The sequence below is a fragment of the Mariniradius sediminis genome (assembly GCF_021491425.1).
Taxonomy (GTDB): Bacteria; Bacteroidota; Bacteroidia; order Cytophagales; family Cyclobacteriaceae; genus Mariniradius; species Mariniradius saccharolyticus.
In genome coordinates this window covers 1-22,489 of record NZ_JAKEVZ010000017.1, presented here as the reverse complement: position 1 = coordinate 22,489, position 22,489 = coordinate 1, and the positions used below count along the sequence as shown (strand labels likewise).

Here is a 22,489-nt window from a genome sequence, read left to right as displayed (position 1 = left end):
TATTATTACGGAAATGCCCAGCAGCAAAAAATTTATCATTGACTTTGACAGTACTTTTACGCAGGTAGAGGCCTTGGATGTACTTGGAGAAATCAGTCTCAAGGATGATCCCGAAAAGTCCGAAAAGCTCCAAGCCATCAAGCACATCACCGACTTGGGGATGGATGGAAGCCTCAATTTCCGCGAGAGTCTCGAAAGAAGGCTGGCAATCCTGCAGGCCAGCAAGCCACAGATAGAGGAACTGATTACGGCCCTCAAGCAGAAAGTCTCCAAATCTTTTCAGCGCAACAAGGAGTTTTTGGAAGAAAATGCCGAAGACATCATCATCATTTCCAATGGCTTCAGGGATTTTATTGTACCGATTGTGAGCGACTATGGCATTCGTCCGGAAAATGTATTTGCCAATGAATTTATCTACGACGAATCAGGAAAAATCAAGGATTTTGACCGCGAAAATATTCTTTCGAAAAACGGTGGCAAGCCCGAAACCATCAAAAGGTTGAATCTCGGAGGCGATGTTTATGTTATCGGAGACGGGTACACTGACTATGAGATAAAAGCCTTCGGTATGGCAAACAAATTTTACGCCTTTACCGAGAATGTTGCCAGACCAAAAGTGACTTCAAAGGCCGACCATGTGGCACCCAGCCTCGATGAAATTCTATATATCAACAAAATGAATAAGAAATTCTCTTACCCAAAAAGCCGTATCAACGTCCTTTTGCTCGAAAATGTCCACCCGATCGGAGTGGAGTTGATGAAACACGAAGGATACAATGTCGAAGTCATCAGCTCCGCACTCAATGAGGACGAGTTGGCCGAAAAAATCAAGAATGTCAGTATCCTTGGCATTCGGTCCAAAACCAACGTCACCAAAAAGGTCCTGGAAAATGCCAACAGATTGATTTCGATTGGGGCGTTTTGTATTGGCACTAACCAAATTGACCTTGAAACCTGTACTGAGAAAGGCATCGCGGTCTTCAACGCGCCTTTCAGCAACACACGCTCCGTGGTGGAAATGGCGATTGCGGAGATCATTTTCCTGATGAGAAATTTCCAGGACAAGAGTCTTGGAATGCACCAAGGCAAATGGGACAAGTCAGCCTCCGGGAGCTTCGAGATCAGAGGCAAAAAGCTGGGTATCGTAGGCTACGGAAACATCGGCGCCCAGCTATCTGTCCTTGCCGAAAACATGGGGATGGATGTGTATTATTACGATGTGATCGAAAAATTGGCACTCGGAAACGCAACAAAATTGGATTCATTGGAAGAACTCCTCAGAACCTGTGATGTCGTTTCCCTGCACGTGGATGGCCGCAAGGACAACAAAAACCTCATCGATGCGGAAAAAATGGCCCTCATGAAAAAGGGATCCTATTTGGTTAACCTAAGCCGCGGTCATATTGTCGACATCAAGGCTTTGAAAGATGCCCTGGAATCAGGACAGATTGCAGGAACAGCTGTGGATGTTTTCCCGCATGAACCAAAAAACAACGACGAACCATTTGTGTCTGAATTGATTGGAATGAGAAATACAATCTTGACACCGCATATCGGCGGATCAACATTGGAGGCACAGCAAAACATCGCAAGGTTTGTTCCTGGAAAAATCATGGAGTACATAAATACCGGAAACACCTACAATTCCGTCAACTTCCCCAACATCCAATTGCCGTTCTTGAGGGATGCCCATCGGTTGATACATGTGCACCATAACGAGCCTGGGGTATTGGCCAAAATCAATCAATGCCTTGCAAATTACAACATCAATATCGTAGGGCAATATTTGAAAACCAACGAGAAGATAGGCTATGTCATCACGGATATCGACAAGGCTTACTCCCCTGAAGTAATTGATGTCATGAAGGCAATCCCTGGCACAATCAGATTTAGAGTACTCTATTGATCGAAAAAAGGCTCTGAACAAGGTAAGATTCAACAAAGGTGGCGAGCATAACTCGCTACCTTTTTTTTAATTCCAGACCTAAATATTTTGACAACCTTATCTCAGTATCCGCTTGTCCAATTCCAATGGAAAAACACGATAGGTCAAAAGCGGAAAGTCTTTGGAAAGTGGATTTATGACGTAATTCATGGAAGTAGGATCCACGACCGAAGGAACCCCAAAACAAAGCATCCCAGACGAAAGCATGCGTGTGCCAAACTCTTGCGAGGCTCTTTGGGGAGGAATCGCGTCCCAATCTAGTGGGAGCTCCGAAATCGGTGGCACTACCACCAATTGGTCTGGAACGGTGAATTCCATCACAGAATAAAAAACATACCGCTCTGAAGAAAACAACTCAGAATCAATCGTAAGCCGCTCAAGCAAACAGGAAGCAACAGAGCCGCTTCCGTACAGCGCAGGAAGTCCCCGTAAATTCCATCTACCGCCATATACCCTCGCTCCTTCCCCGCTTGTATCACAATACTCCGTCAAGGCAATTCTAAAAATCCGCATATCGGTCTTAGACGGCTATCCCATGCTGTAGTCGCATGATCTCTGTCTTAAGTATCTCCAAGCCCTCAGAAACATCGATCAACTCAATCGGAATACGATTCCCGATCGAGAAGAGTGGGCGAACCATCCACCGTTGGAATCCTTCTCTGCCAAAATAATTGGTACCTAAGGCGTACAGTTCTGCCAATTCATACATTCGCTCGGACTGCGCAGTATCAAACACATCCTTACGCTGAAGTGTCTTAGAGGAGACGGAAAGGGCATTGGCAAGCAGGGTGTTGTCGAGGCCTGATAACTCTTTGAGGCGTTCAAATGAAGCCTTGGACAGGCCATTGCGGAATGTCTCAATTCGCATAAGTGGCTCATCGAGTAGCCCCTCTTCTACTCCCAATACATCATTTGGGGAAAGCTTGGCTTTGTGGTAGACGGCCATCGCCGGTTCGCTTACTTTTGAAATGCGTCTTGCCATATCTTTAATCGGAAAATTGTCCTCTAATATATAGAATTTTGTCCGTTATTTCAATAAGTGACGATTTTTTACTTTTCAATTTCGGTTTGGAAGGCTTAACAGATAATTTGGTGTTTTGTGTTACCTGGATTCATCATATTGAAGGGCTTTGAAGAAAATTGGGCGAAACCGCCACGATTGGAAGCTACAAAACAATGAATCATTTTCCTCTCCTCTTGTCATTTTGGCTCTTTACAGATGGCCCATTATCGGGCACCAATTCAGCAAAATCCTCCAAATTGGCCACATATTCCAGACCGATCATTTTTCCAATCAACCCGAATATCTCTTTCCTCGTCTTACCCTCTTTCCTCAGATGATGAATGGAAGTTGCTCCTGCAGATTTGGAAAGTTTTTGATCTCCAGGTCCTTTCAATAGGGCATGATGGTGAAATAAAGTATTCGAAAAGTCATTCTTGTCCAGCGACTTGGACAACAAAACTTGCGCAATCGTCGAACCCCACAGGTCTTTACCTCTCACCACCAAGTCCACTCCAAAATGTATGTCATCCACCACAGAAGTCAATTGGTAAGCTGGCAATCCATCTTTTCGCCTTACGATGAAATCCGCCAAAATACCAGGAAGCTTTCCCGAAACCTGTCCTTTTGCGAGTTCTTGAAAAAACACCTCCTGATGCATGTCGGCCCGAAATCGCCAAGAGTTATCCTTTGCCTCGAAAGGGAGCTTTTTATCCCAGCAAAGACCGGTATAATAGCCCAAGGGATGCATGCGGTCTACCTTTGAGCGACTGCATTCGCAGGCAAACAACCTTCCTTTTTCCCTTAAAACCTGCAATGCACTTCCATACATGGCCATACGATGGCGCTGGGAAAATTCGGATTCGTATTCCTTTGGTGATCTTGGCCCCAGGTCAAATGGCAGTTCCATAAATTCAAGACAATCAAAAATATCCTGGATGTAAGCGGGTTTGATGCGGTCTTGGTCTAAATCATCGATCCTGAGGAGGATTTTGGCTCCGCGTTGTTTTGCAAGGTGGAAGGTGAGAATGAATGAGTAGATATTTCCAAGGTGCAAAAATCCACTTGGTGTGGGCGCATAGCGTGTTAGTTTTCTCTTTTCCATTTTATCGCAAATTGTTCTCGAAGATAGTGTAATTGGAAAGAAAACGTCTCGCGGCATCAATCCTAAAAAAAATGGGTATCAAACGACAGACACTTAGTCCGTCTCCGGGCAATAAATGGGCCAGATCCATGATTCTCTATTGGGATAGTCATTAATATCTTTTAACCAGTTGGATTTTTAATCAGGAACGCCTTGCGTTAATTTTACGGAGTGAATAGAGCTTTCATTTTGTGCATTTTCCTTGTCTTTGGACCGCTTAGCGCGATGTCCCAAGTGGTGACCGGGAATGTCCTTGATGGCCTTGATCGCAATTTTTTGGATAAAGTATTGGTTGTCAACCTTCAAAGCGGTGATAGCAGCGTCACCAACGAACGGGGATATTTTCGGGTGCGCGCACAAGAGGGTGATTCTCTCGTTTTCTTGAGGTACTACTTTATCCCCAAGGCCCATGTCGTTGGTTCCGAGAAACATATACTTGTGGAAGTGTTTCTGGACGGAAGAACCTTACCAAGATTCGACCTTTATGCGGAAGAAATAGTAATTCCTTTTCGTGCCGGAAATCTTTCAACAATGCGTGCCCTCAGCGATAGACCAACTGGGCCTGGTAAGGTGTATGCAGGAACCAGCAACAACCAAAGCCTTCAACCGGGATTGACACTAGATGGCCCGATTTCCTATTTCATGAAAAGTGAGCGACAAAAGCGTGCCTACGCAAAAAAACTCGCCTTCTTGGCCCGGCAAAAGGACTATCTGGACCTCATCCAATCGGACTCAGTCATGCAAGCGCTAAAATACGAGTATCAGCTATCCGACAAAGACCTTGACGACCTGATCATTGAGTTCAACCTCCTTAACATCGACCATCAATTCCTGGACATGAATTGGGAGCAAGTGGAAAAAATGCTGACCGATTTTTTGGAGCGAAAGACTTTGTATCGAAAAGAAGAGTAAAACGCTGAAGGCCAAACTCTACCGAGGCATCTATCCCTTCGGGAAATTCATTTCTAATGGGATTTTTTAAAATTCAACAAACCATAACATTCGGACGTTACAAAATTTTGTATTTTTCAAAAGCTTACTTCAAAAATTTATCCTTAACCAATCTTTTATGAAATCAATTCTCCAAAAAACTACAAATGCGGTAAAATATTGGTGGATGCCATTGATTATTGGAATCATGTTCATCATCGCGGGCATATGGACGATCACTACGCCCGTTGCCAGCTTTGTGGCCTTGGCGATCTTCTTTGCGGCATTCATGTTTGTCTCCGGCATTTTCAATTTGATTTTTGCGATCAGCAATAGGGCTGACATCGAGGATTGGGGCTGGCACCTTGCAGGTGCGATCTTCGATTTTGTCGTTGGCGCAATATTATTCTTTCACCCACCTTTGACAATGGCTGTCCTCCCCTACTTGGTCGCTTTTTACTTTATGTTCAAAGGATTCGCGACTTTCGGGTTTGCCTTTGACATGAAGCGATATGGTGACAGCCGATGGGGATGGTTACTTTTTTCAGGGGCGATTTCCATACTTTTGGCGGTAATGATCATTTTCAATCCCACCTTGGGCGGATTGACGATCGTGATTTTCACAGCCATGGCTTTCTTTTCCCTCGGTCTATTCAACATCGTCTTGTCGCTTGGGCTCAAAAAAATCAAGAACAAAGGCCAGGACATCAAAGAAGGTTTAGAAGAATTGAAAAATCGGTTATCCTAAACTCAAGACATTTTTTGGATGAGAAATACACCTTGTTGGAATTGGAGAAGGATCTCCTTATTGCTGTTTTTGGCATTTTACTCAGTCAATGGCCTGCGGGCACAGGGTCTAAAACCGGGATTCAGTCCAAAAGAATACCTTGAGCTGATGAAGGTATCGGCCAAGTTTGCCCAGGATAGCCTCTACCTGAGCAAAATTCCTGAGCCTGAATTCTTCGAGAAAATATACGATTCCCCCGAGATGGGTTTGAAAAACAAATGGCAACTGTGGTTTGACAAAGACTCAAACACCGCCTTGGTCAGCATTCGTGGGACCGCGGGCGACCCCTCGTCTTGGCTTGAAAACTTTTATTCAGGGATGGTCCCCGCCAAAGGTCAGCTCCAAATTGCCAGTGATTTTAAGTTTGATTATCAATTGGCCGAAAATACAAGGGCGGCGGTGCACACAGGTTGGCTTTTGGCAACGGCCTTTATCGCAAGGGACCTTGGACCGAAAATGGATTCCTTATACCAAGCGGGCACCAAAGACCTACTCATCATGGGCCACAGTCAGGGCGGTGGTATTGCCTACTTATTGACAGCTTATTTACTCACCAACCGTGCCAATGGAAAAATCCCTTCAGACTGGATAATCAAGACTTATTGTAGTGCCGCCCCGAAGCCCGGAAATCTATTTTTCGCCATGGATTATGAAAACCTGACCCAAGACGGATGGGCATACAATGTCATCAACGCATCTGATTGGGTACCGCAAACTCCGTTTTCCATCCAAACGATTGCCGATTTCAACAAGGTGAACCCTTTTTCGGATGTTGATCAAATATTGAAAAAGCAGAAATTTTCCCAGCGGCTACTCTTCAAGCACGTCTACAACAAACTGGACAAGCCAACCCGTCACGCAAGTCGGAATTTCGAAAAATACCTTGGCGAAAAGGCGACGGGAATTATCCAGAAATACCTACCCGAGTTTGAAAAACCTACCTTTGCCGGCACAATGGACTACGCGCGTGCAGGAAACACAATCTCCCTTACGGCCGATGCGGCATATTTGGAAAAATATCCTGATGATCCCGAAAAAATCTTCATGCACCATTTCCACCTGCCCTATATGGAGTTGGTAAAACGCAGGTTCGAAATACGCTGATCCAATTTCTGGCGGAAACGCCAATTATTGGCATCACCAATCCGGCATCTTAAAAGTCAAAAAAAATCCCGGCTGTAAAAACCGGGATTTTTTTATGTTTAGTCCAATGTGACAGGGACAGATTCCACTTTCCAGATTTCATCACAGTATTCGCGAATACTGCGGTCAGAAGAGAATTTGCCCATTCTCGCGGTATTGAGAATCGACATCCTGGCCCATTTGTCTTGGTCCTTGAACGCCTCCTCGACTTTGGCCTGCGTATCGATATAGGATTGATAATCTGCAAACAGTAAGTATTGGTCGTCATACAACAAGGAATCCGTCAATTCCTTGAACACCTTGCTGTCCAGATGCGAGAAATATCCCGAGTTGATTTGGTCGATGACCTCTTTGAGATTCGGATTTTCGCTGTAGTAATCCCAGGGCTTGTAGCCTTCGGATTTTACTTTGGCAACTTCGTCCGCAGTCAATCCGAACAGGAAGAAGTTTTCTTCGCCCACACATTCCCTGATTTCCACATTTGCACCATCTAACGTGCCTACTGTCAAGGCTCCATTTAGGGACAATTTCATGTTTCCTGTCCCGGAAGCCTCCTTTCCGGCTGTCGAAATCTGCTCCGAAACGTCAGCAGCAGGATATATTTTTTGGGCGTTTGTCACATTGTAGTTGGGATAGAAGACCACCTTGATGCGACCATTGATATCAGGATCATTGTTGACGATTTCACCAACCGAGTTGATCAACTTGATCATCAGCTTTGCTTTTCTATACCCGGGCGCAGCCTTTCCAGCAAAAATGAACGTCCTTGGAACGACGTCCATATTTGGATTCTTTTTGATTTGATTGTAAAGCGTGATGATGTGCAGCACCTTTAGATGCTGACGCTTGTACTCATGGATACGCTTCACCAAGATGTCAAACATGGAATTGGGATCCACGTCCAAACCGAGCCTTTTTTTGATACGTTTGGCCAAGGCTTTCTTCTTGTTGAACTTCACCTGCATCCATTCCTTTCTGAATTCCGGATCGTCCGCAAAGGGCTCCAATCCCTTCAACTCGTGGAGATTTTTGATCCAGCCCTCTCCGATTCTGCTGCTGATCAGATTGGTCAATTCCGGATTTGCCAGCACCATCCAGCGACGCGGGGTTACCCCATTTGTCTTATTCTGGAACTTGTGAGGCATCAGTTCATACCAATCCTTCAGTACCGTTTTCTTCAGCAGTTCAGAGTGCAGGGCTGCCACCCCATTGATCGCAAAACTTCCCAAACAAGCCAAATTGGCCATTTTGATATATTTCCTAGGACCTTCGCCGATCAACGATAGGCTGGAAATCTTCTGGTGGTTGCCATATAACTTAATGGTTGCGTAGTCAACAAACCTACGGTTGATTTCATAGATCAATTGCAGGTGCCGTGGCAGGACTGATCCGAATAGCTGCAAATCCCAAGTCTCCAAGGCCTCGGGCAGCAGTGTATGGTTGGTGTATGCAAATGTCTTGGAAGTGATATCCCAAGCCTCTTCCCATTCCAACTGATGGACATCCATCAGCAGACGCATCAATTCCGCAACGCCGATCGCTGGGTGGGTATCGTTGAGCTGCACCACAAACTTTTTGTGGAAATCATGGATTTTCTCACCTTGACGCAAGTGGATTCCAATCATATCCTGAAGCGAACAGGACACAAAGAAATACTGCTGCTGCAGCCTAAGCCTTTTACCTTCTATTTGCTCATCATTGGGATAAAGGACCTTGGAGATGTTTTCGCAAATAATCTTCGAGTTCACCGCACTGTTGTAGTCACCTGCGTTAAATGACTGAAAATCAAAGGAGTGTGGAGCCTCTGATTTCCAAAGCCTTAGGGTATTGGCCGTGTTTACTTTGTAACCCAAAATTGGTGTGTCGTAAGCCACACCCTTCACCACCAACTCGGGAATCCAGTTGAAGCAAAGCTTTCCTGCTCGGTCCAAATAGGTCTGCACATAACCTCCAAACTTGATGTCATAGCTCAACTCCCTGCGGGCGATTTCCCAAGGGTTACCGCGGCGCAGCCAGTTATCGGTGTCTTCTACCTGCCAGCCGTCTCTGATGTCCTGTTCAAAAATCCCAAACTGGTACCTGATTCCGTACCCGATCGCCGGAACTTCCAGGGTGGCCAAGGAGTCCATGTAGCAGGCAGCTAAACGACCCAAACCGCCATTACCCAAACCCGGTTCAACCTCCTTTTCGATCAGCCAATCCAAATCCAGTCCAAGTTCCTTACAGGCCTGTTCCGTCTCCTTGTATATCCCTAGATTGATCAGATTATTGGCCAAATGTGGCCCAAGCAGGTATTCCGCGGACAAATAGGCAACTACCCTGTGTTTCTCCTGAATATATTGTTTGACAGAAGCCACCCATCGCTGTAAAAGCCTGTCCCTGACAGCATATGCGATGGCCATATAATAATCGTTTCTTGTTGCGATCTCGGGGAACTTGCCTTGCACATAAAACAGGTTATTTCTGATCGCTCTTTTAAGCGTATCCACACCCAAGCCTGTCCTTGAATCCTCCAAATACGGTGAGTGTCCGTTGCCGTTGCCATTGCCGTTAGTCGCGTCGGCTTGGACCTTATCCGCTAGTACTTTCTTTTTCATTTTATTTCAACTTTACCAAAAATTTCAAGCGCGAAAGTTAACCAAATCGCGAAGCAAACAAAACAGATAGAATCTGATCTTTTTCATTGAATTGTGGCGAATAACGTAATCTACGAGGATGAAAATAGCAAATTGGTTGTATATTGAACCGGATTTTAGCTGATGCAAAAAATGAGATTAAACACCGTAATCATGGTGATTTTGGCAGCCTACGGAGGGATGATTGTCGCCTGCCAAACAAAACAGCAAACAGAAGAAATTGTCGTTTCCGATGAAATGTTTGAAGGAGATGAACACAACGCGGTGACTTCTTTGGACTTTATGGGAATCTATGAGGGCGTCCTCCCGTGTGCGGATTGTGAAGGAATCCAAACGGTGATTGAGTTGGGTGTAGGCAACTCTTATGTAAAAAAGGTCACCTATCTGGGAAAGGAAAATAGCGAAGTCATCGAAACTCAGGGCACCTTCTCCTGGAATGACGAAGGAAACACGATTACCCTGGATAGCGAACCCGCCCCGAACCAATATTTCGTAGGAGAAAACGTACTGTTTCACCTCGACATGGACGGGAATCGAATCACTGGGGATTTGGCAGATAAGTATAGACTGAACAAAAAATAAACAAACCAAGAAAAATTAATCAAACTACAATGATGAAAAAGAATATCGTTTACGCTTTCATGATATTTCTGGCAGTTGTGTCATGCTCTCCCGCTACCAAGATCACCAGATCATGGACCAGCCCGTCCAAAAATCCAGGTGGATACAAAAACCTTTACGTAGCGGCAGTGATTGGCGACATGGCCAAGAGACAGAGTTTTGAAAATGATGTGCAAAAAACACTTGGAAACCTCGGCATCAATTCGACTACCAGCAGTTCGACGATACAGCCTAACTTCTGGATGAGCACGGATTTGGACAAAAACGCCATGATGAATATCATCTATCAGCGCGGCAATGACGCCATCATGACCATGACGCTCATCGACGTACAAAACGAGCAACGCTACATCCCAGGCGCCATGATGGGCGGTCCGATGATGTGGGGCCCAGGATGGGGAATGGGAGGCGCCGGAGGTTTTGGTGGCTTTTGGGGCATGCACCACGGCATGATGATGACTCCCGGCCATATCGTCAATGACAGAAAGTATTTCGTCGAAATCAATATCTACGATGTAAGCTCCGAGCTTCTTGTGTGGACCGGTCAGTCCAAAACCTTGAATCCTTCTTCCATGGAGAAATTTTCAAGAGAATTTGCCGAGGTGGTTTTGGAAAGGATGCTCAAAGAAGGCGTGATCCAAGCACAAAAATAGAGTATCAAATCAAGTGACTTTAAGGGGCAACATCAAAGTTGGCCCCTTTTTTTTTTTTTTACATTTTGTCGGTGGGAAGCACATCAAAATTCTTCCTTTTGAAGTCCTTGAAGCGGTAGTTGTAAGTCAGCCAAAAAATGAATCCATGTCTGAACCGCAGGAAGTCAGGCTGAAAATCCAAGAACCTCACCTGGTATCCGGGAGAAAGCGTAATGCTGTTTTTTTGAAAATTCAGGAGAAAAAATATCCGGTGCTCAAAAGCATTGGTAACGGGTGCCGGTCCCGTCGTAATCAAGCTCTCGTTGAGTAGGGAGGTCGCGAAATTGAAATGGGGACTCAGCGCATCCCGGAAATTGTACCGAAGGGAATTGTTGAAACGGAAACGACTATTGAACATATAGCCATCTTCTACACCCGTAGGACCGAGATTTGCCCGGAAACGGGCATCGTACCTAAATCTAAAGCTAGCCGTGAAAGGGCCTTTCCCCGGAACCCGGTACACGACCTGTCCCCAAGGGCGATGCTCCGGCCTCACCAGTTTTCCCTCGGAAAATGGCGCCCCGAGCCTCAAGTAAGCGTAGCCAGCAGTCAAGGCCCATTGCCCATTATCCGTCTGATAGGTAAGTCCCGAACGAATGATCCAAAACGTTTCATTCACAAAATGGCTGTCCATCCACAAGGCATAATTGGGCGCAATCTGACCTGAGGTAAGTATCCCCCACCAGTTTTCATTGTCATCCAATACTTCTCTTTGGGAATAAGCCGAAAAAGAAATCAAAAACAACAGAAGGCTAAATAGTCCCCGCATCACGCAAAATTTGTAAACGCCCAAAAATACAATATTTATCAGGTTTTGGATTTCCCACGGCATCGATTTGCTTTGAATGTTCCGACAAAACCAACCCGATAGGTAAACCACCCAAGCACTACAACCACCGCATCACCTTTGTAGAAAAAAAAAGACCGACAAATACGTCGGCCTTTCATCGAAGTAAAATATTGGACAATCTCAGCATTTGAAATGGCCTAGAAAGCTCTCGAATGCGACATTACAGCCTTTCGACATGGAAGAAGCATTTTAAATAAGGGCACCTACGCGCTAGCGAAGATGGTTGCCAATCAGTAGGCAAAAGAAACAATCGCGTGACAATGAATTCATATTTGAAAACCATGTGCCAGGCATTTCTCTCCTCATAGGCTATTTCTTCACTACGGGTATAGCCTGATTCACTTGGGGGCTAAATATTTCATCGAAATACGACAGGAAATTTTCCACTTCCTTCCTGTCTCCCTTAACTGCGTTGCCTTGTTCTGACAAAATTTGGCCAACAGGTTTTCTGTTCATGAAAAGATCAACCAAGGAGGTTTGCGACATGGTAAGGGTGGCATTGGGCGCTTGACCGTATTTTTCTACATCATCAATAAACTCAACCACGCCAAAGCGGCAATGAAGTCCGACTTTTTTGCCATCGCCTACGGCAAAAGCCAACAGGTAATTCGTGGTACCGGCCTTTTCAGGGTCAATCCTTACCTTGTACTGCGTGAGCAGCGTTGTTGGATTCATATTATTCACGATCTCATCAGGCAATACCAACCGCGGCAAAGCCAATTTATTGGTAAGCGCATAGGCCTGTGTGATGCACCAACTCCGTGCATTTTGCGATTCGAGCACCATTCCTAATTGGTAAAGCAATTGCGCTTTTTTGGTGCGGTAAGTTTGGTTGGTGGGTTCGGTTACATACAGATAGTTGATCAGCTTCAGCGCCCACATTTGGTCACCCTCTTTGATGGCCTGATCGCTCAGCTGCACCACCCGGTCAGGACCTCCCATTGCTTTGATCAGGTTTCTTGCCTCATCTTCCCTTGTAAGTTTGAAAATATTGGCAGCATCGTTGTCAAACCATCCTCGGCCGTGATGATAGATAGGTTCGGCAAATGTCTCGAGCGGACCATAGGTTTCACACAAGTACTCCGCATCGCGAAAATGCTGTGGCAATTTCAAAAACTTGCCCAGGTCCTGCGGGGCCCTACCCAACAGCATGGCCCTCAAAGTCTGGTCCTTCACAAAATTGTAAAAATCAGCATAGGTCTCCACGGTTTCCTTGACCGCCTGCTTGCCCACTATAGGTGTGCCGTGTGTACTCAGCATTATTTCAGTACCCAGGTCCCTGATTTTAAATAATGCCTGCGTGATGTTTTCCGGATCTCTGAAGTTGGAACCCCGCAAAGAATACATGTTGGGCATAAATCCCCAGAATGCATTATTCAATACTATTTTCTTACTTGGAATCCATACCAGCAATTGATCGTCAGAGTCCACATTGAAATTGGTGAAGAACTGCAAATCTACCCCATCAATATTGAGCACCTGCCCTTCGGTCACCTCAGTGGTCGGCCTTACGAATCCGCTGAAGTCAGGAAAAGAGATGAATCCACCAAAGGGCGCATCCTTGCCCTCTCGTGGTAGCATCATATGAAACTGCTGTACCAAACCACTGTTCAAGAGGGGTCCAATCTCAGGAAACACGCTTCCTGCCCCTTGGCCGGAAGCCAGGTTTGATGCCAATCTCGGGTTGGCAATGAATTGGGCATTTGGGTATTTTTCCTTGATTGCGGAACTTCCAAAAATGTAGTGTGAGTGGCTGTAGATCACCGCAATCACCGGCTTCTCGGTTACTGTTTCCAGCATCTTAAGGATCTGCCGTCCTATTTCCGGGCTGGTACCACTATCGTAGATGATTACCCCATTTTTTGTTTCGATCACGGGTATGTACGATGCAAACAAGCCGTTGATGGTGTAGATGCCATCGGCAATTTTTGCAACTTCCTTTTTGATGAAATTGGACGATAATGGGACTTTGAACATTTTGTAGTCAGTCTGTAGGGTTTTGTTAGCCCATGCGCCATTGGGAAATTCAACCAATTCATAAGGTTTGCCCATGAAGGTTCCACTCTTTTCAATGGTCAGTTCTTGGGCATCTGCTTCATTTATTTCTGTTTCTGACTGTTGCCGATTACAGGCAGTGACCAGCAGAAGTAAAACTGCAAACAGCTTAATGGCGAAATTTGACCTAGATCTCATAGAATTTTGATTAGTTTTTTGAAAATAGAATATTGACGTTCGAATAGTTTCCCCTTCCATCAAAGCAACGATTAATTTCTTGGCCGGATCAACGCTGTAAAAGGAGTCTAGTACTGCTCATTAAAGCATCTAATCCTTCTTTCCAAGAGTTCAAGCCCCCGCGTTATTTCCAACTACCCTCGGGAATAGTTGAATCCACCCTAAAGAATTCCCTCTTTTCCTGGGGTCGCAAGGATTGCCGAGTTGGACCAAAAGTAGCTCAGGGCAATCCGCAAGGCCACATGTATCAGCACGCATTCCCTAAAAAGTGGCGAAACCTAATTTGTTAGCGAAAAAATCCGAATGAACTCGCTGGGGTCTTGGCCAATAATAATCAAGAAAAATTCAATTCATGAGTGATTTTCAGGCGGGACAATGTCAATGCTTGATGTTTTCCCGGTATTCGGATGGGGAGGTTCCGATGAACTTCTTGAAAGCATTGGTAAAGGAATTGCGATTGTTGAAGCCACACTCATTTGCAATGGCCTCTATCGTATAGTTCGACCATTTCCCGTTTTGAATGTTTTCCACACAATGATGAATCCTTTTTAGATTGATAAAATCTATAAAACTGATGCTTCGGAATGTATTGAGGCTTTTTGAAATCTGATACACAGGTATATGGATATCGTTCGAAAAATCATTGATACTGTAGCCCCTTTCGAGGAAAAACTTCTTCCCATCCATCTCCGATTCAATGATTTGAATGAACTCTTCCAATTTTTTCTCCTCCTCCGGATTTGACTCCTGCTTGACATGAACTCTTCCTTGTCGGTGCGTTTGGGCGGATTTCTGGAGCAATCCTCCATAAAGCAAAGACGGAAAGAAAAATAGCGACAGACTTGACACCATCAGCCATACCACCGAAAACGAATTGACGATATGGTAAGTAGTCATTATTTCCAAACCCAACATGCTGAGGTAAAACGGAAACCACAAAAAAACCTGACATCCCAGAAATATCACCATCCAATTCCTCCAGCCTTTCGCATCGGAATTTGACTCCGAGCGGCTTTTGTTCCATTTCCAAAAGAGCCATACCGTGGCAATCCAATACAAACTAAATAATATCGTTCGAAACTCCTGGTGGAAACCTGGCCCAAAGTACTTGCTCTGGGCAAACATACCCAAGAGGTTCAAATCCTGCACCTCACGCACGATCAATTCGGCCTTTTGCGCAGAAGACATCGAAAACACATGCCAAAAGTCTACCAAATACACCAAAAGGGGAATCAAATGAAAGCTATCATACCACCTCCAAAGCCGCTGCTTTGTGAAAAAGACCATGTGCAGGTAAGGCATCGGTATGAAGATCAATGCAAATAGGTTTCCCATCCGGTACATGAATGGCCAATAGATCGTCAATTGGGATACATTGGAGAATCCAACAAATACAGCCAAGGATATACTCAGTTGCCCTATTGCCAGCGGCTGATAGGCAGGGTTATTTTTTACGGCAAAACGAAAAATAACCGCTGCCGACAATACCCCAAGTACTGCCGCTGCCAAATGCACAAAAATGATCCAATCAAAATTGATTTCCATCGCTTGATTTGCTCCTTTATTGACTATCGGGGAAAACGATCATCAAATAAAGAAGATTTCGGCTGAATAAAAAACGATGGGAATGAAGGCCTGTCGGCATTAGAAATCCCAAGGGCTGGGAGGATCCGCGACAGGCTTCGGGATGCAATTTCGCCGTCTTTTTTTTGGGACCCCGCTGGGTGGATCCGCGACAGGCGTCGGGATGCAATTTCACCCTCTCATTTTTCGGGATTTGAAATCCCAATATTCAAAAATTTAACCCTGCCTTCACCGACAGGCAAGCCCCGCAGGAATCGGAGCCCTGGTCTTGCGGACTTTTGACTCAGGGCTCCGTTCCTTCACAGGGTAGATTTCACTTCACGGGCTCGATGTCAGGCAGCACCCAAGTCTTATCAAACAAGGATGGAAGGGGGCCATAGAATCGGAACAATATCTCGAATTGCCCATTTGGATCTGTCGGGGTCCAGTTGGACTCTTTTCCCTCAGGGGCTTGGGGACCGAAGTAAAGATCCACAGAGCCGTCGGCATTCACCTGCAATCCCGGGCTTTGGGAAGAGCGACCTGCATGGGACATTTCGCGAATGAGGGCATGCGTACGGAGATCGTAAAGCGTAGCCGACCAATATTGACGCACAGGCGCATTGGCAGGAACGGTGAGCTTATAATTTTTACTACCATCCAACAGTTGGCCATCTTTATCCTCTAGGGCCATGAGGTAAAACTGGCCTTCTCCCATCCGCTTGGGTGTGAAGAAAATAAAGGAAAACAACAGGCCGCGCGCATCTACAGGATAGAGGTTCGGATCCTTGAATTGGTCTTGCGATGCCTTGAAAACCATGGCAATCGACTGGGGAAATGACCACCTGCTGCCCTCTGCAAATGCACCACCCTTGACCACTTCCTTGTACATCCCGTCAATGAAGGTAAAACCCTGCGCGGCTGCCTCATTGAGCAATTCGGTTTGGGCGGCATCTGGTGCAAATGGCTTGCCTTTTTCAATACCGATCATACGCAACTTGTCGATCATGGCCCGGTCGCGTTCCAGCCATGGTTCATACTGTACAATGCGATCCAGCGTCTCGAAAAACCGGATGTCATACTTGATCGTGGCATCATACAACACGCCCGCGGCATCCACATAAACCGTGGGGGATGGAGCGTTTGCTTGAGATAGCGGGTAGATCTTCATGCGCTTACCGTATGCCACTGCCTTGGCGAGGTCTTCTTCGCTGCCACTTTTTAAAACAGAACGAATAAGGGCATAACCCCTGTAGGTAAGCGAAGGCAGCACAATGTATCCGGCAGGCACTTTACCATCATATCCCGGAGGCAGGATGAGGTATTTCCCGCCCTTGCCCTGGTCAGCACCTGCCACACCAACGTCCTCCAGTGGCATTTGCCAGGCATCCATGATCGTACCCACAATGGCGCCCTCATCAGCCGGTGGTACCTCCAACACAATGGGGCCAACTTCTCGGGTATCAAAGTAAGGCGTGAAATAGACCACGTCGGTATTGGGCGTGAGCGTTTGGTTCTTCCAATCGAGGAGGCGCGACCAATACAACATCTGGTTTTCCCGGCAGGCCGTCTCATTGAGCATAGCCTGGTACATAAGGTCAAGATTCACTGCAGGCATTCCCCAGATCATCGCCTCTATCGCCCGCGATTGCATCACTTGCTGCTGCAAATCAGCGTAAGACTTCTCTGCGTTTGCCACAGCAACCGAATCTGTTTGAGTTTCCTTTTTCGGGCTCTGACATGCCGTGGAGAAAGCAATAAGACCTAGGACAGTAAATACGCCAACTTTTATTTTTCTCATTTTATCAGTCATTACTTCATCAAAACGTTGATTTATTGCACCCGCACCAAAGGCTTTGGCTTCCAGGTACCGTTCAAGGCCTCAGGTTTAGGCAAATACAGGCGGTTTACGAAAAAGAAAGGCCCATTAGGCGCAGGAAGCCAATTCGACTCCTTGTCCTTACCCGGAGATTCGTGCTGTATATAAATTGTAATACTATTGTCTGGATTGCGCTTGAGATTTGGCAACATGGCGGAATTTATCAAATACCGGTTAATCGGATTTTCCGTCATTATTCTTGCCGGCAGCTCATACATGGTATATGACCAAAATGCATTAACCGGGGGCATTTCATCACTCTTCATGGTCAATGTATACTTGTTGGTAGCGGCATTCAAAGGCTGCCCCTCTGAATCAGTCTGATAAATGGGATAGATTGCTTCTTCTTTGGAAAGGCCATAAATACCCAATACCGCTCCGGCCATGCGAAACATATAATTGTTGTTTAAATGCTCCCTGGTGCCAAACGCCTCAGCACTACCCACTTTGCCGGTTTTGATTTCGTTCGTATTGAAGGCATCAAATTCTTTCCAGGCATCCTCTATACCCGCACTCAGCGCATCTTTGATTTCGGGAGACAAGGATGCCGCATCAAAGGTTTTACCGGATACCAGGCCAATTTTTGCAAATTGCTCCCTGAGGTCTTTTTCGGATGGATGCGTAGGGCAGAACTGCAGGTAGAAGTTCAACAAGTTGAAGAACTCCAACGATGTCCTCTGGGACTCCGGCGTGAGCGGCTTGGGGAAGTTGATCTCAGGGGCAGCCTTGGGGGAAGGTTGATTGATGAAGGCCGATAAAGGCTTTACAATATACTGCTCCTGGATTTTTTTAACATTCTCCAGGTCGGCAGGATCAAAGAGTTGAGTCCGGAACTGGGCAGATGCGATCTCAGTCTCACAACGGATTACCCTTGTAATTCCTTCGGGTATTTCCCCTTTCCAGTTGGGACCTGCTATCAGAAAACTGCCGCCATTGTTCCCATCTGTGCGCGTACCGGGTATGTCGAAGTTGTGTGTGTACAGGTCGATGAGCTGCAAACTCCAGTACCGGTCTTTTTCGATAGGCGGCACAGTGAACACAATCGGTTCTGTGCGCAAATCCAGGCCGATCCAGGAATAAGGCGTGTCCGAATTGGCCGTTTGGATTGCTTTGTCTTGGGAGGTGAAAACGCGGGGAATATTATAGAGGATGTTGTAAGGCGCTTTGTAATCCGGATCGTTCTTGTCGATGAAATAGGCGTATTGCACCCGCATATTGTCTACAAGCGGGAAGCCGTAGATGTACGCTTCCTTAGCAATTCTCCTTGCTTCTTCGGGCGTCACTTCGGGTTTCGGACTTTGGCAACCAAGGACAAAGGCTATTAACCCTAGGCCAATCAAAAATTTGATATTCATATGATCTTGTTTAAAGTGTTCCGGATTACATGTATAGCCTCTCTATACTCTTCTATTTAATTCAACTCCTCAAAATCCGGCAATACAAAAGTCTTATCGAAATAGGGCTGTAACGGTGCATAAAGCCTGAAGATCACAAACCATCCATCAGTTCCGACCGTCTTCATGTAGTTGCTTTCGTATCCCTCAGGCGCTTTGGCTCCGATATACAGATCAACGGTGCCGTCTTCATTCCGCTTGATGTCGGGCATCCTGCTGTTGATGGCCACCGAACTTACCTTTGGATTTGGGTCACCGTTGTCATAATGACGCCTGGTATCCTGGCTGTACAAATCCACCGCCCAGAATTGGGCAGTCGGAACATTTGCAGGCACCCGTAGCCGGTAGGTCTTGTCAGCGCGAAACAGGTTGCCCTTGCTGTCTCGTTTGGCAACCAGGTAAACCTGACCTTTTCCGATGTATGGGTTAACCATGCCTTCGCTGCTGGTAACGGCATCATAAAACCATACGGTCCGCTCGTCCAGTTCCACCTTGTTGTAAGTAATCTGCGGAATCGAGAAGGCTATCATATTGTGCCATTGTTTTTCCGGCCAGTAATTCTCCATGAAACGTGGATTGGTTGCCAGATTACGCGCCATCAGCTCACCCAGGGCTGCACCTTCGGTCAGAATTTTTGTTTGACGGGCATCCGGAGAAAAAGGCTTTCCTTTTACAATTCCCAGTGGTTCGATCATCGCCATCCAAACCTTGTCCTGCTCGCGCACAGGCTCTTGGTTGATGACATTGTGCAAGGCTTTCCAGTAGTCCATTCCCCGGTAGGCGGTCGCCGACCAGGTTTTATCCAAACCTTCGATCAATTTGTTCTGCACAGGCTGACCCCCGAGCGCGGAGACCTTCAAGGCTTTCACGAAATTGGTTTTGAATGCCGGATTTGTATCCAGTATCCGAAATCCCCACATGATGTTGTTGGTAGCCGATTGGAATACATAGACGCCCTTCTTCTTATATTTTTCAGGATTGTCCTCCGGACCTACAATGATGTAAGTTCCACCTTCGCCCCTATCCGGGCCAGTGAGGCCCAGGTCGCAAACGGGACGCTGCCAGAAATCCATTGCAGCACCTGCTGTCATGCCGGCAGGATATTCGATGTAGAGTGGTCCATTCGAAAGGTTATCGAAAGCAATAAAATAAGGAGTTGTCAGGTTGGCGGTGACGATGCCCTGCTTCTCCCGAAAACTCACATACACCGCAAACGTGCCGCGGGCATTGGGTCCGTAGTGCTTATTCTGTTCTTCGCGCCAGGTGACAAAACTTACCAGAGGTGTCGACCACATATAAGCCTGAGAGGCACGCTGCAGGTCCATGGCATCAAAAAGCTTTTGGGAGCTTTCGTCTGTCAGGTAGTTATGCTGCAGCTCCATCACCCCATAAGGGGTTTCGATTTTCTCGTCTCCTTTTAAAACAGCCTTTTCCAAAGGTACAGGAGCGGGTTGTGCGGCACGTGACTTTCTTTGCGCTTCGGCATTGCCCGCGAGGGCAAGGCAAAGGATTGCGCAGGTTGAGAAGGTAAGTAGTTTGTTGGTCTTCATATTTTAAAAGCAAAAATTTGGTGAATGGAAATAGGCCTCATGGCGTGTGTCATGGAAACAAACCATGTTGTAGCCCGATTATAAAAGTAAGTCTTTCTGGGGGTGACCTGGGCGAAAAAGGGCTAGGCATGGCCATCCTTGGGCGAAGATTGGCACGAAAACGACCATTAAAGGAAGTGTCGAAAAGTGGTATTTATTTTCTAAATCCTGTTATGCTGCAAAATCAAAAAAACACTTTCGAACGGTCTCCTCTGCAGTGGATGGTTACCTATGCCTGACGATGAACTCGGATGGGGAAATACCTTTGAACTTTTTGAAGGCATTGGTAAAGGAATTTCGGTTATTGAAGCCGCATTCCAAGGCCAAGGCTTCAATCTTGAGGTTTCTCCACTCGCCCGCCTCAAGTTTTTGTGCGCAGTATTCAACACGCTTTCGGTTGATGAAGTCTATAAAGCTGATGCCCTCAAAATGGGAGATGCATTTGGATATCTGATACACCGGGATACCGATATCTCGCGAAAAATCATTGATCGTGTAGCCGGGTTTCAGAAATAGAGCGTCTTTTTCCATGGCTGTCTCAATTGCCGATTTCACTTCCTGCAATTTCAAAAGCTCAGTACCTTGCTCCAATTCCGTTGGTTTCTGCTTTGTCACCTTATTCTGAGCCCTATGATTGGCCTGACCATATACGAGCGATGGATACAGCAGCAAAAGAAAAGAAGAAACCACCAGCCAAACCGCACCTGCGGTGTTGACCATGTGGTAAGTCAGTGCCGGGTCGATCCAAAGAAAAGTGAGATAGAAAGGAAGCCAAATAGCCATTTGAAAAGCCAGATAGACAAACATCCAATTTTTCCAGATCCTCTCTTCGAACCCCAAATTCGGCTTTGCCTTGATCCAGCGGTACATTAGCCTCATTTCCAGCAGCCAATATACACTGAACAAGATGGTTCGAAAGGATTGGTGAAAGCCTGGTGGGAAAAATCGGCTTTCGCGCAATTGCGCAAATTGGTTTTCATTGGCGATGTCCTTGAGGATCAAAGCCAGCTTCTCTTGGTTTGAAAGTGTGAAAATCGGCCAGAAATCGACCAGAAAAACCAAGGCAGGAACAAAGTGCAGAAAATCATACCACATCCAAGTTCGCTTCTCGGTATAGAACCGCACATATAAAAATGGCAGCGGCACAAACAACAAGGCAAAAAAGCTGCCCGTGCGAAACATAAAGGGCCAGTGGACCAGCAATTGGGATACCACCAGAAAACTTACCCAAATGGCAACCGCGAGTACAATCTGACCAAAGGCCAAGGGCAGATTGACCGGGTTACTTTTGATTCCCTGATAAAGCAAAACAATCCCCGAAACAACCCCCAACACACAGGCTGCCAAATGTGTAAAGGTGGCGAGGTCAAAACTGATTTCCATTATCCTTTTTACTACTTGGCTATGTACGTCCAATAAAATCCCCTCCAAGTAATGAAGATTTCGGCGGAATTAAAAACGAGGGGAATGGAAGCCTGTTGGCATTTGAAATTCCAAAGTTCAACCCGGCTGGGTGGAATTTGTAATTCCACCCTTTTATTTCTCGGGATTTGTAATCCCGATTCCCAAAAGTGCAACCCTGCCTTTGTCAGCAGGCAGGAAGGGTAACACAAACAACCTATTTACTGACTCGTGTCGGTTCTGAGCTCACTCGTGTTAGCTTTTTACCGACTCGTGTCGTTTCCGAGGTGACTCGTTTCGGCTTTTTAGCGACTCGTGTCGGTTCCGAGGTGACTCGTGTCGGCTTTTTGCTAACTCGTGTCGGGTCCAAGGTGACTCGTGTCGGCTTTTTGCTGACTCGTGTCGGTTCAGAGGCGACTCGTGTCGGCTTTTTGCCGACTCGTGTCGGTTCCGAGGCGACTCGTCTCAGCTTTTTACCGACTCATGTCGGTTCAGAGGTGACTTGTGTCGGCTTTTTGCTGACTCGTGTCGGTTCTGAGGTGACTCGTGTCGGCTTTTTGACCCGTCCTGAAAAAAGTTGACAGTTTTTGTAATAATACTGAATTGGCTTTACAGTAGAAAGCCTGATCCTGATTGGACTTTACAAGGATTTTTGTAATCCTGATATAAGTTGACAGGTAAGG

The 22,489-nt window shown here is 46.2% G+C and carries 17 protein-coding genes; 6 read left to right on the top strand and 11 right to left on the bottom strand.

Going from position 1 to position 22,489, the window contains the following annotated elements; all coding sequences use genetic code 11:
* The first annotated feature begins 13 nt into the window (after positions 1–13).
* On the top strand, positions 14–1,906 hold the full coding sequence (gene serA / locus L0U89_RS17750; RefSeq protein WP_234862742.1) for a phosphoglycerate dehydrogenase: 1,893 nt from the start codon (positions 14–16) through the stop codon (positions 1,904–1,906).
* Positions 1,907–2,002: 96 nt separating this feature from the next.
* Here serA and L0U89_RS17745 read toward each other — a convergent pair whose 3' ends face one another.
* From L0U89_RS17745 to L0U89_RS17735, 3 genes are all read right to left on the bottom strand, one after another.
* Complete coding sequence (locus L0U89_RS17745) at positions 2,003–2,458, bottom strand: RES family NAD+ phosphorylase (RefSeq protein WP_234862741.1); 456 nt, start codon at positions 2,456–2,458, stop codon at positions 2,003–2,005.
* Between the two features lie 7 nt (positions 2,459–2,465).
* Positions 2,466–2,927, bottom strand: a complete 462-nt coding sequence (locus L0U89_RS17740; RefSeq protein WP_234862740.1) for an Xre family toxin-antitoxin system antitoxin — start codon at positions 2,925–2,927, stop codon at positions 2,466–2,468.
* Positions 2,928–3,126: 199 nt separating this feature from the next.
* Entirely contained in the window at positions 3,127–4,050 is a 924-nt protein-coding gene (locus L0U89_RS17735; protein WP_234862739.1) for a glutamate--tRNA ligase family protein, read from the bottom strand.
* Between the two features lie 210 nt (positions 4,051–4,260).
* On the opposite strand from L0U89_RS17735, the gene L0U89_RS17730 reads away from it, so the two are divergent.
* The 3 genes from L0U89_RS17730 (at position 4,261) to L0U89_RS17720 (ending at position 6,910) form a co-directional block, all read left to right on the top strand.
* Positions 4,261–5,001: a hypothetical protein gene (locus tag L0U89_RS17730; protein WP_234862738.1), complete on the top strand. Its 741-nt coding sequence runs from the start codon at positions 4,261–4,263 to the stop codon at positions 4,999–5,001.
* Positions 5,002–5,158: 157 nt separating this feature from the next.
* Positions 5,159–5,767 (top strand): HdeD family acid-resistance protein, encoded by a 609-nt coding sequence (locus L0U89_RS17725; RefSeq protein WP_234862737.1) that lies wholly within the window; start codon positions 5,159–5,161, stop codon positions 5,765–5,767.
* Between the two features lie 18 nt (positions 5,768–5,785).
* The gene (locus L0U89_RS17720; protein WP_234862736.1) at positions 5,786–6,910 is read left to right on the top strand and encodes a lipase family protein; all 1,125 of its coding nucleotides are present in this window, start codon (positions 5,786–5,788) and stop codon (positions 6,908–6,910) included.
* A 98-nt stretch (positions 6,911–7,008) separates the two neighbouring features.
* Here the strand turns inward: L0U89_RS17720 and L0U89_RS17715 are convergent, their stop codons facing one another.
* Positions 7,009–9,546, bottom strand: coding sequence for a glycogen/starch/alpha-glucan phosphorylase (locus L0U89_RS17715; protein ID WP_234862735.1), 2,538 nt, complete (start codon positions 9,544–9,546; stop codon positions 7,009–7,011).
* 171 nt (positions 9,547–9,717) lie between these two features.
* Here L0U89_RS17715 and L0U89_RS17710 point away from each other — a divergent pair, with 171 nt between their 5' ends.
* Positions 9,718–10,167: a copper resistance protein NlpE gene (locus L0U89_RS17710; RefSeq protein ID WP_234862734.1), complete on the top strand. Its 450-nt coding sequence runs from the start codon at positions 9,718–9,720 to the stop codon at positions 10,165–10,167.
* Between the two features lie 32 nt (positions 10,168–10,199).
* Positions 10,200–10,859: a hypothetical protein gene (locus tag L0U89_RS17705; protein ID WP_234862733.1), complete on the top strand. Its 660-nt coding sequence runs from the start codon at positions 10,200–10,202 to the stop codon at positions 10,857–10,859.
* Positions 10,860–10,917: 58 nt separating this feature from the next.
* Here L0U89_RS17705 and L0U89_RS17700 read toward each other — a convergent pair whose 3' ends face one another.
* From L0U89_RS17700 to L0U89_RS17670, 7 genes are all read right to left on the bottom strand, one after another.
* Positions 10,918–11,730 carry a porin family protein gene (locus L0U89_RS17700; protein WP_234862732.1) on the bottom strand — a complete coding sequence of 271 codons (813 nt, stop codon included), beginning with the start codon at positions 11,728–11,730 and terminating at the stop codon, positions 10,918–10,920.
* Positions 11,731–12,057: 327 nt separating this feature from the next.
* Entirely contained in the window at positions 12,058–13,941 is a 1,884-nt protein-coding gene (locus tag L0U89_RS17695) for an alkyl sulfatase dimerization domain-containing protein (RefSeq protein WP_234862731.1), read from the bottom strand.
* Positions 13,942–14,358: 417 nt separating this feature from the next.
* On the bottom strand, positions 14,359–15,525 hold the full coding sequence (locus L0U89_RS17690) for a helix-turn-helix domain-containing protein (protein WP_234862730.1): 1,167 nt from the start codon (positions 15,523–15,525) through the stop codon (positions 14,359–14,361).
* A gap of 352 nt (positions 15,526–15,877) precedes the next feature.
* Positions 15,878–17,344 (bottom strand): DUF1254 domain-containing protein, encoded by a 1,467-nt coding sequence (locus L0U89_RS17685; RefSeq protein WP_234862729.1) that lies wholly within the window; start codon positions 17,342–17,344, stop codon positions 15,878–15,880.
* Between the two features lie 32 nt (positions 17,345–17,376).
* On the bottom strand, positions 17,377–18,777 hold the full coding sequence (locus L0U89_RS17680; RefSeq protein ID WP_234862728.1) for a DUF1254 domain-containing protein: 1,401 nt from the start codon (positions 18,775–18,777) through the stop codon (positions 17,377–17,379).
* A 56-nt stretch (positions 18,778–18,833) separates the two neighbouring features.
* A complete protein-coding gene (locus L0U89_RS17675; RefSeq protein ID WP_234862727.1) occupies positions 18,834–20,366 on the bottom strand; it encodes a DUF1214 domain-containing protein in 1,533 nt (510 codons plus the stop codon).
* Between the two features lie 264 nt (positions 20,367–20,630).
* The gene (locus tag L0U89_RS17670; RefSeq protein ID WP_234862726.1) at positions 20,631–21,836 is read right to left on the bottom strand and encodes a helix-turn-helix domain-containing protein; all 1,206 of its coding nucleotides are present in this window, start codon (positions 21,834–21,836) and stop codon (positions 20,631–20,633) included.
* Between the last annotated feature and the right edge of the window lie 653 nt (positions 21,837–22,489).

What these genes read in the sequence shown, in the direction of transcription:
- serA (WP_234862742.1), top strand. Translation starts at nt 14, where the DNA reads ATGCCCAGCAGCAAAAAATTTATCATTGACTTTGACAGTACTTTTACG.
- L0U89_RS17745 (WP_234862741.1), bottom strand. Translation starts at nt 2,458, where the DNA reads ATGCGGATTTTTAGAATTGCCTTGACGGAGTATTGTGATACAAGCGGG.
- L0U89_RS17740 (WP_234862740.1), bottom strand. Translation starts at nt 2,927, where the DNA reads ATGGCAAGACGCATTTCAAAAGTAAGCGAACCGGCGATGGCCGTCTAC.
- L0U89_RS17735 (WP_234862739.1), bottom strand. Translation starts at nt 4,050, where the DNA reads ATGGAAAAGAGAAAACTAACACGCTATGCGCCCACACCAAGTGGATTT.
- L0U89_RS17725 (WP_234862737.1), top strand. Translation starts at nt 5,159, where the DNA reads ATGAAATCAATTCTCCAAAAAACTACAAATGCGGTAAAATATTGGTGG.
- L0U89_RS17720 (WP_234862736.1), top strand. Translation starts at nt 5,786, where the DNA reads ATGAGAAATACACCTTGTTGGAATTGGAGAAGGATCTCCTTATTGCTG.
- L0U89_RS17715 (WP_234862735.1), bottom strand. Translation starts at nt 9,546, where the DNA reads ATGAAAAAGAAAGTACTAGCGGATAAGGTCCAAGCCGACGCGACTAAC.
- L0U89_RS17710 (WP_234862734.1), top strand. Translation starts at nt 9,718, where the DNA reads ATGAGATTAAACACCGTAATCATGGTGATTTTGGCAGCCTACGGAGGG.
- L0U89_RS17705 (WP_234862733.1), top strand. Translation starts at nt 10,200, where the DNA reads ATGAAAAAGAATATCGTTTACGCTTTCATGATATTTCTGGCAGTTGTG.
- L0U89_RS17700 (WP_234862732.1), bottom strand. Translation starts at nt 11,730, where the DNA reads ATGCCGTGGGAAATCCAAAACCTGATAAATATTGTATTTTTGGGCGTT.
- L0U89_RS17695 (WP_234862731.1), bottom strand. Translation starts at nt 13,941, where the DNA reads ATGAGATCTAGGTCAAATTTCGCCATTAAGCTGTTTGCAGTTTTACTT.
- L0U89_RS17690 (WP_234862730.1), bottom strand. Translation starts at nt 15,525, where the DNA reads ATGGAAATCAATTTTGATTGGATCATTTTTGTGCATTTGGCAGCGGCA.
- L0U89_RS17685 (WP_234862729.1), bottom strand. Translation starts at nt 17,344, where the DNA reads ATGAGAAAAATAAAAGTTGGCGTATTTACTGTCCTAGGTCTTATTGCT.
- L0U89_RS17680 (WP_234862728.1), bottom strand. Translation starts at nt 18,777, where the DNA reads ATGAATATCAAATTTTTGATTGGCCTAGGGTTAATAGCCTTTGTCCTT.
- L0U89_RS17675 (WP_234862727.1), bottom strand. Translation starts at nt 20,366, where the DNA reads ATGAAGACCAACAAACTACTTACCTTCTCAACCTGCGCAATCCTTTGC.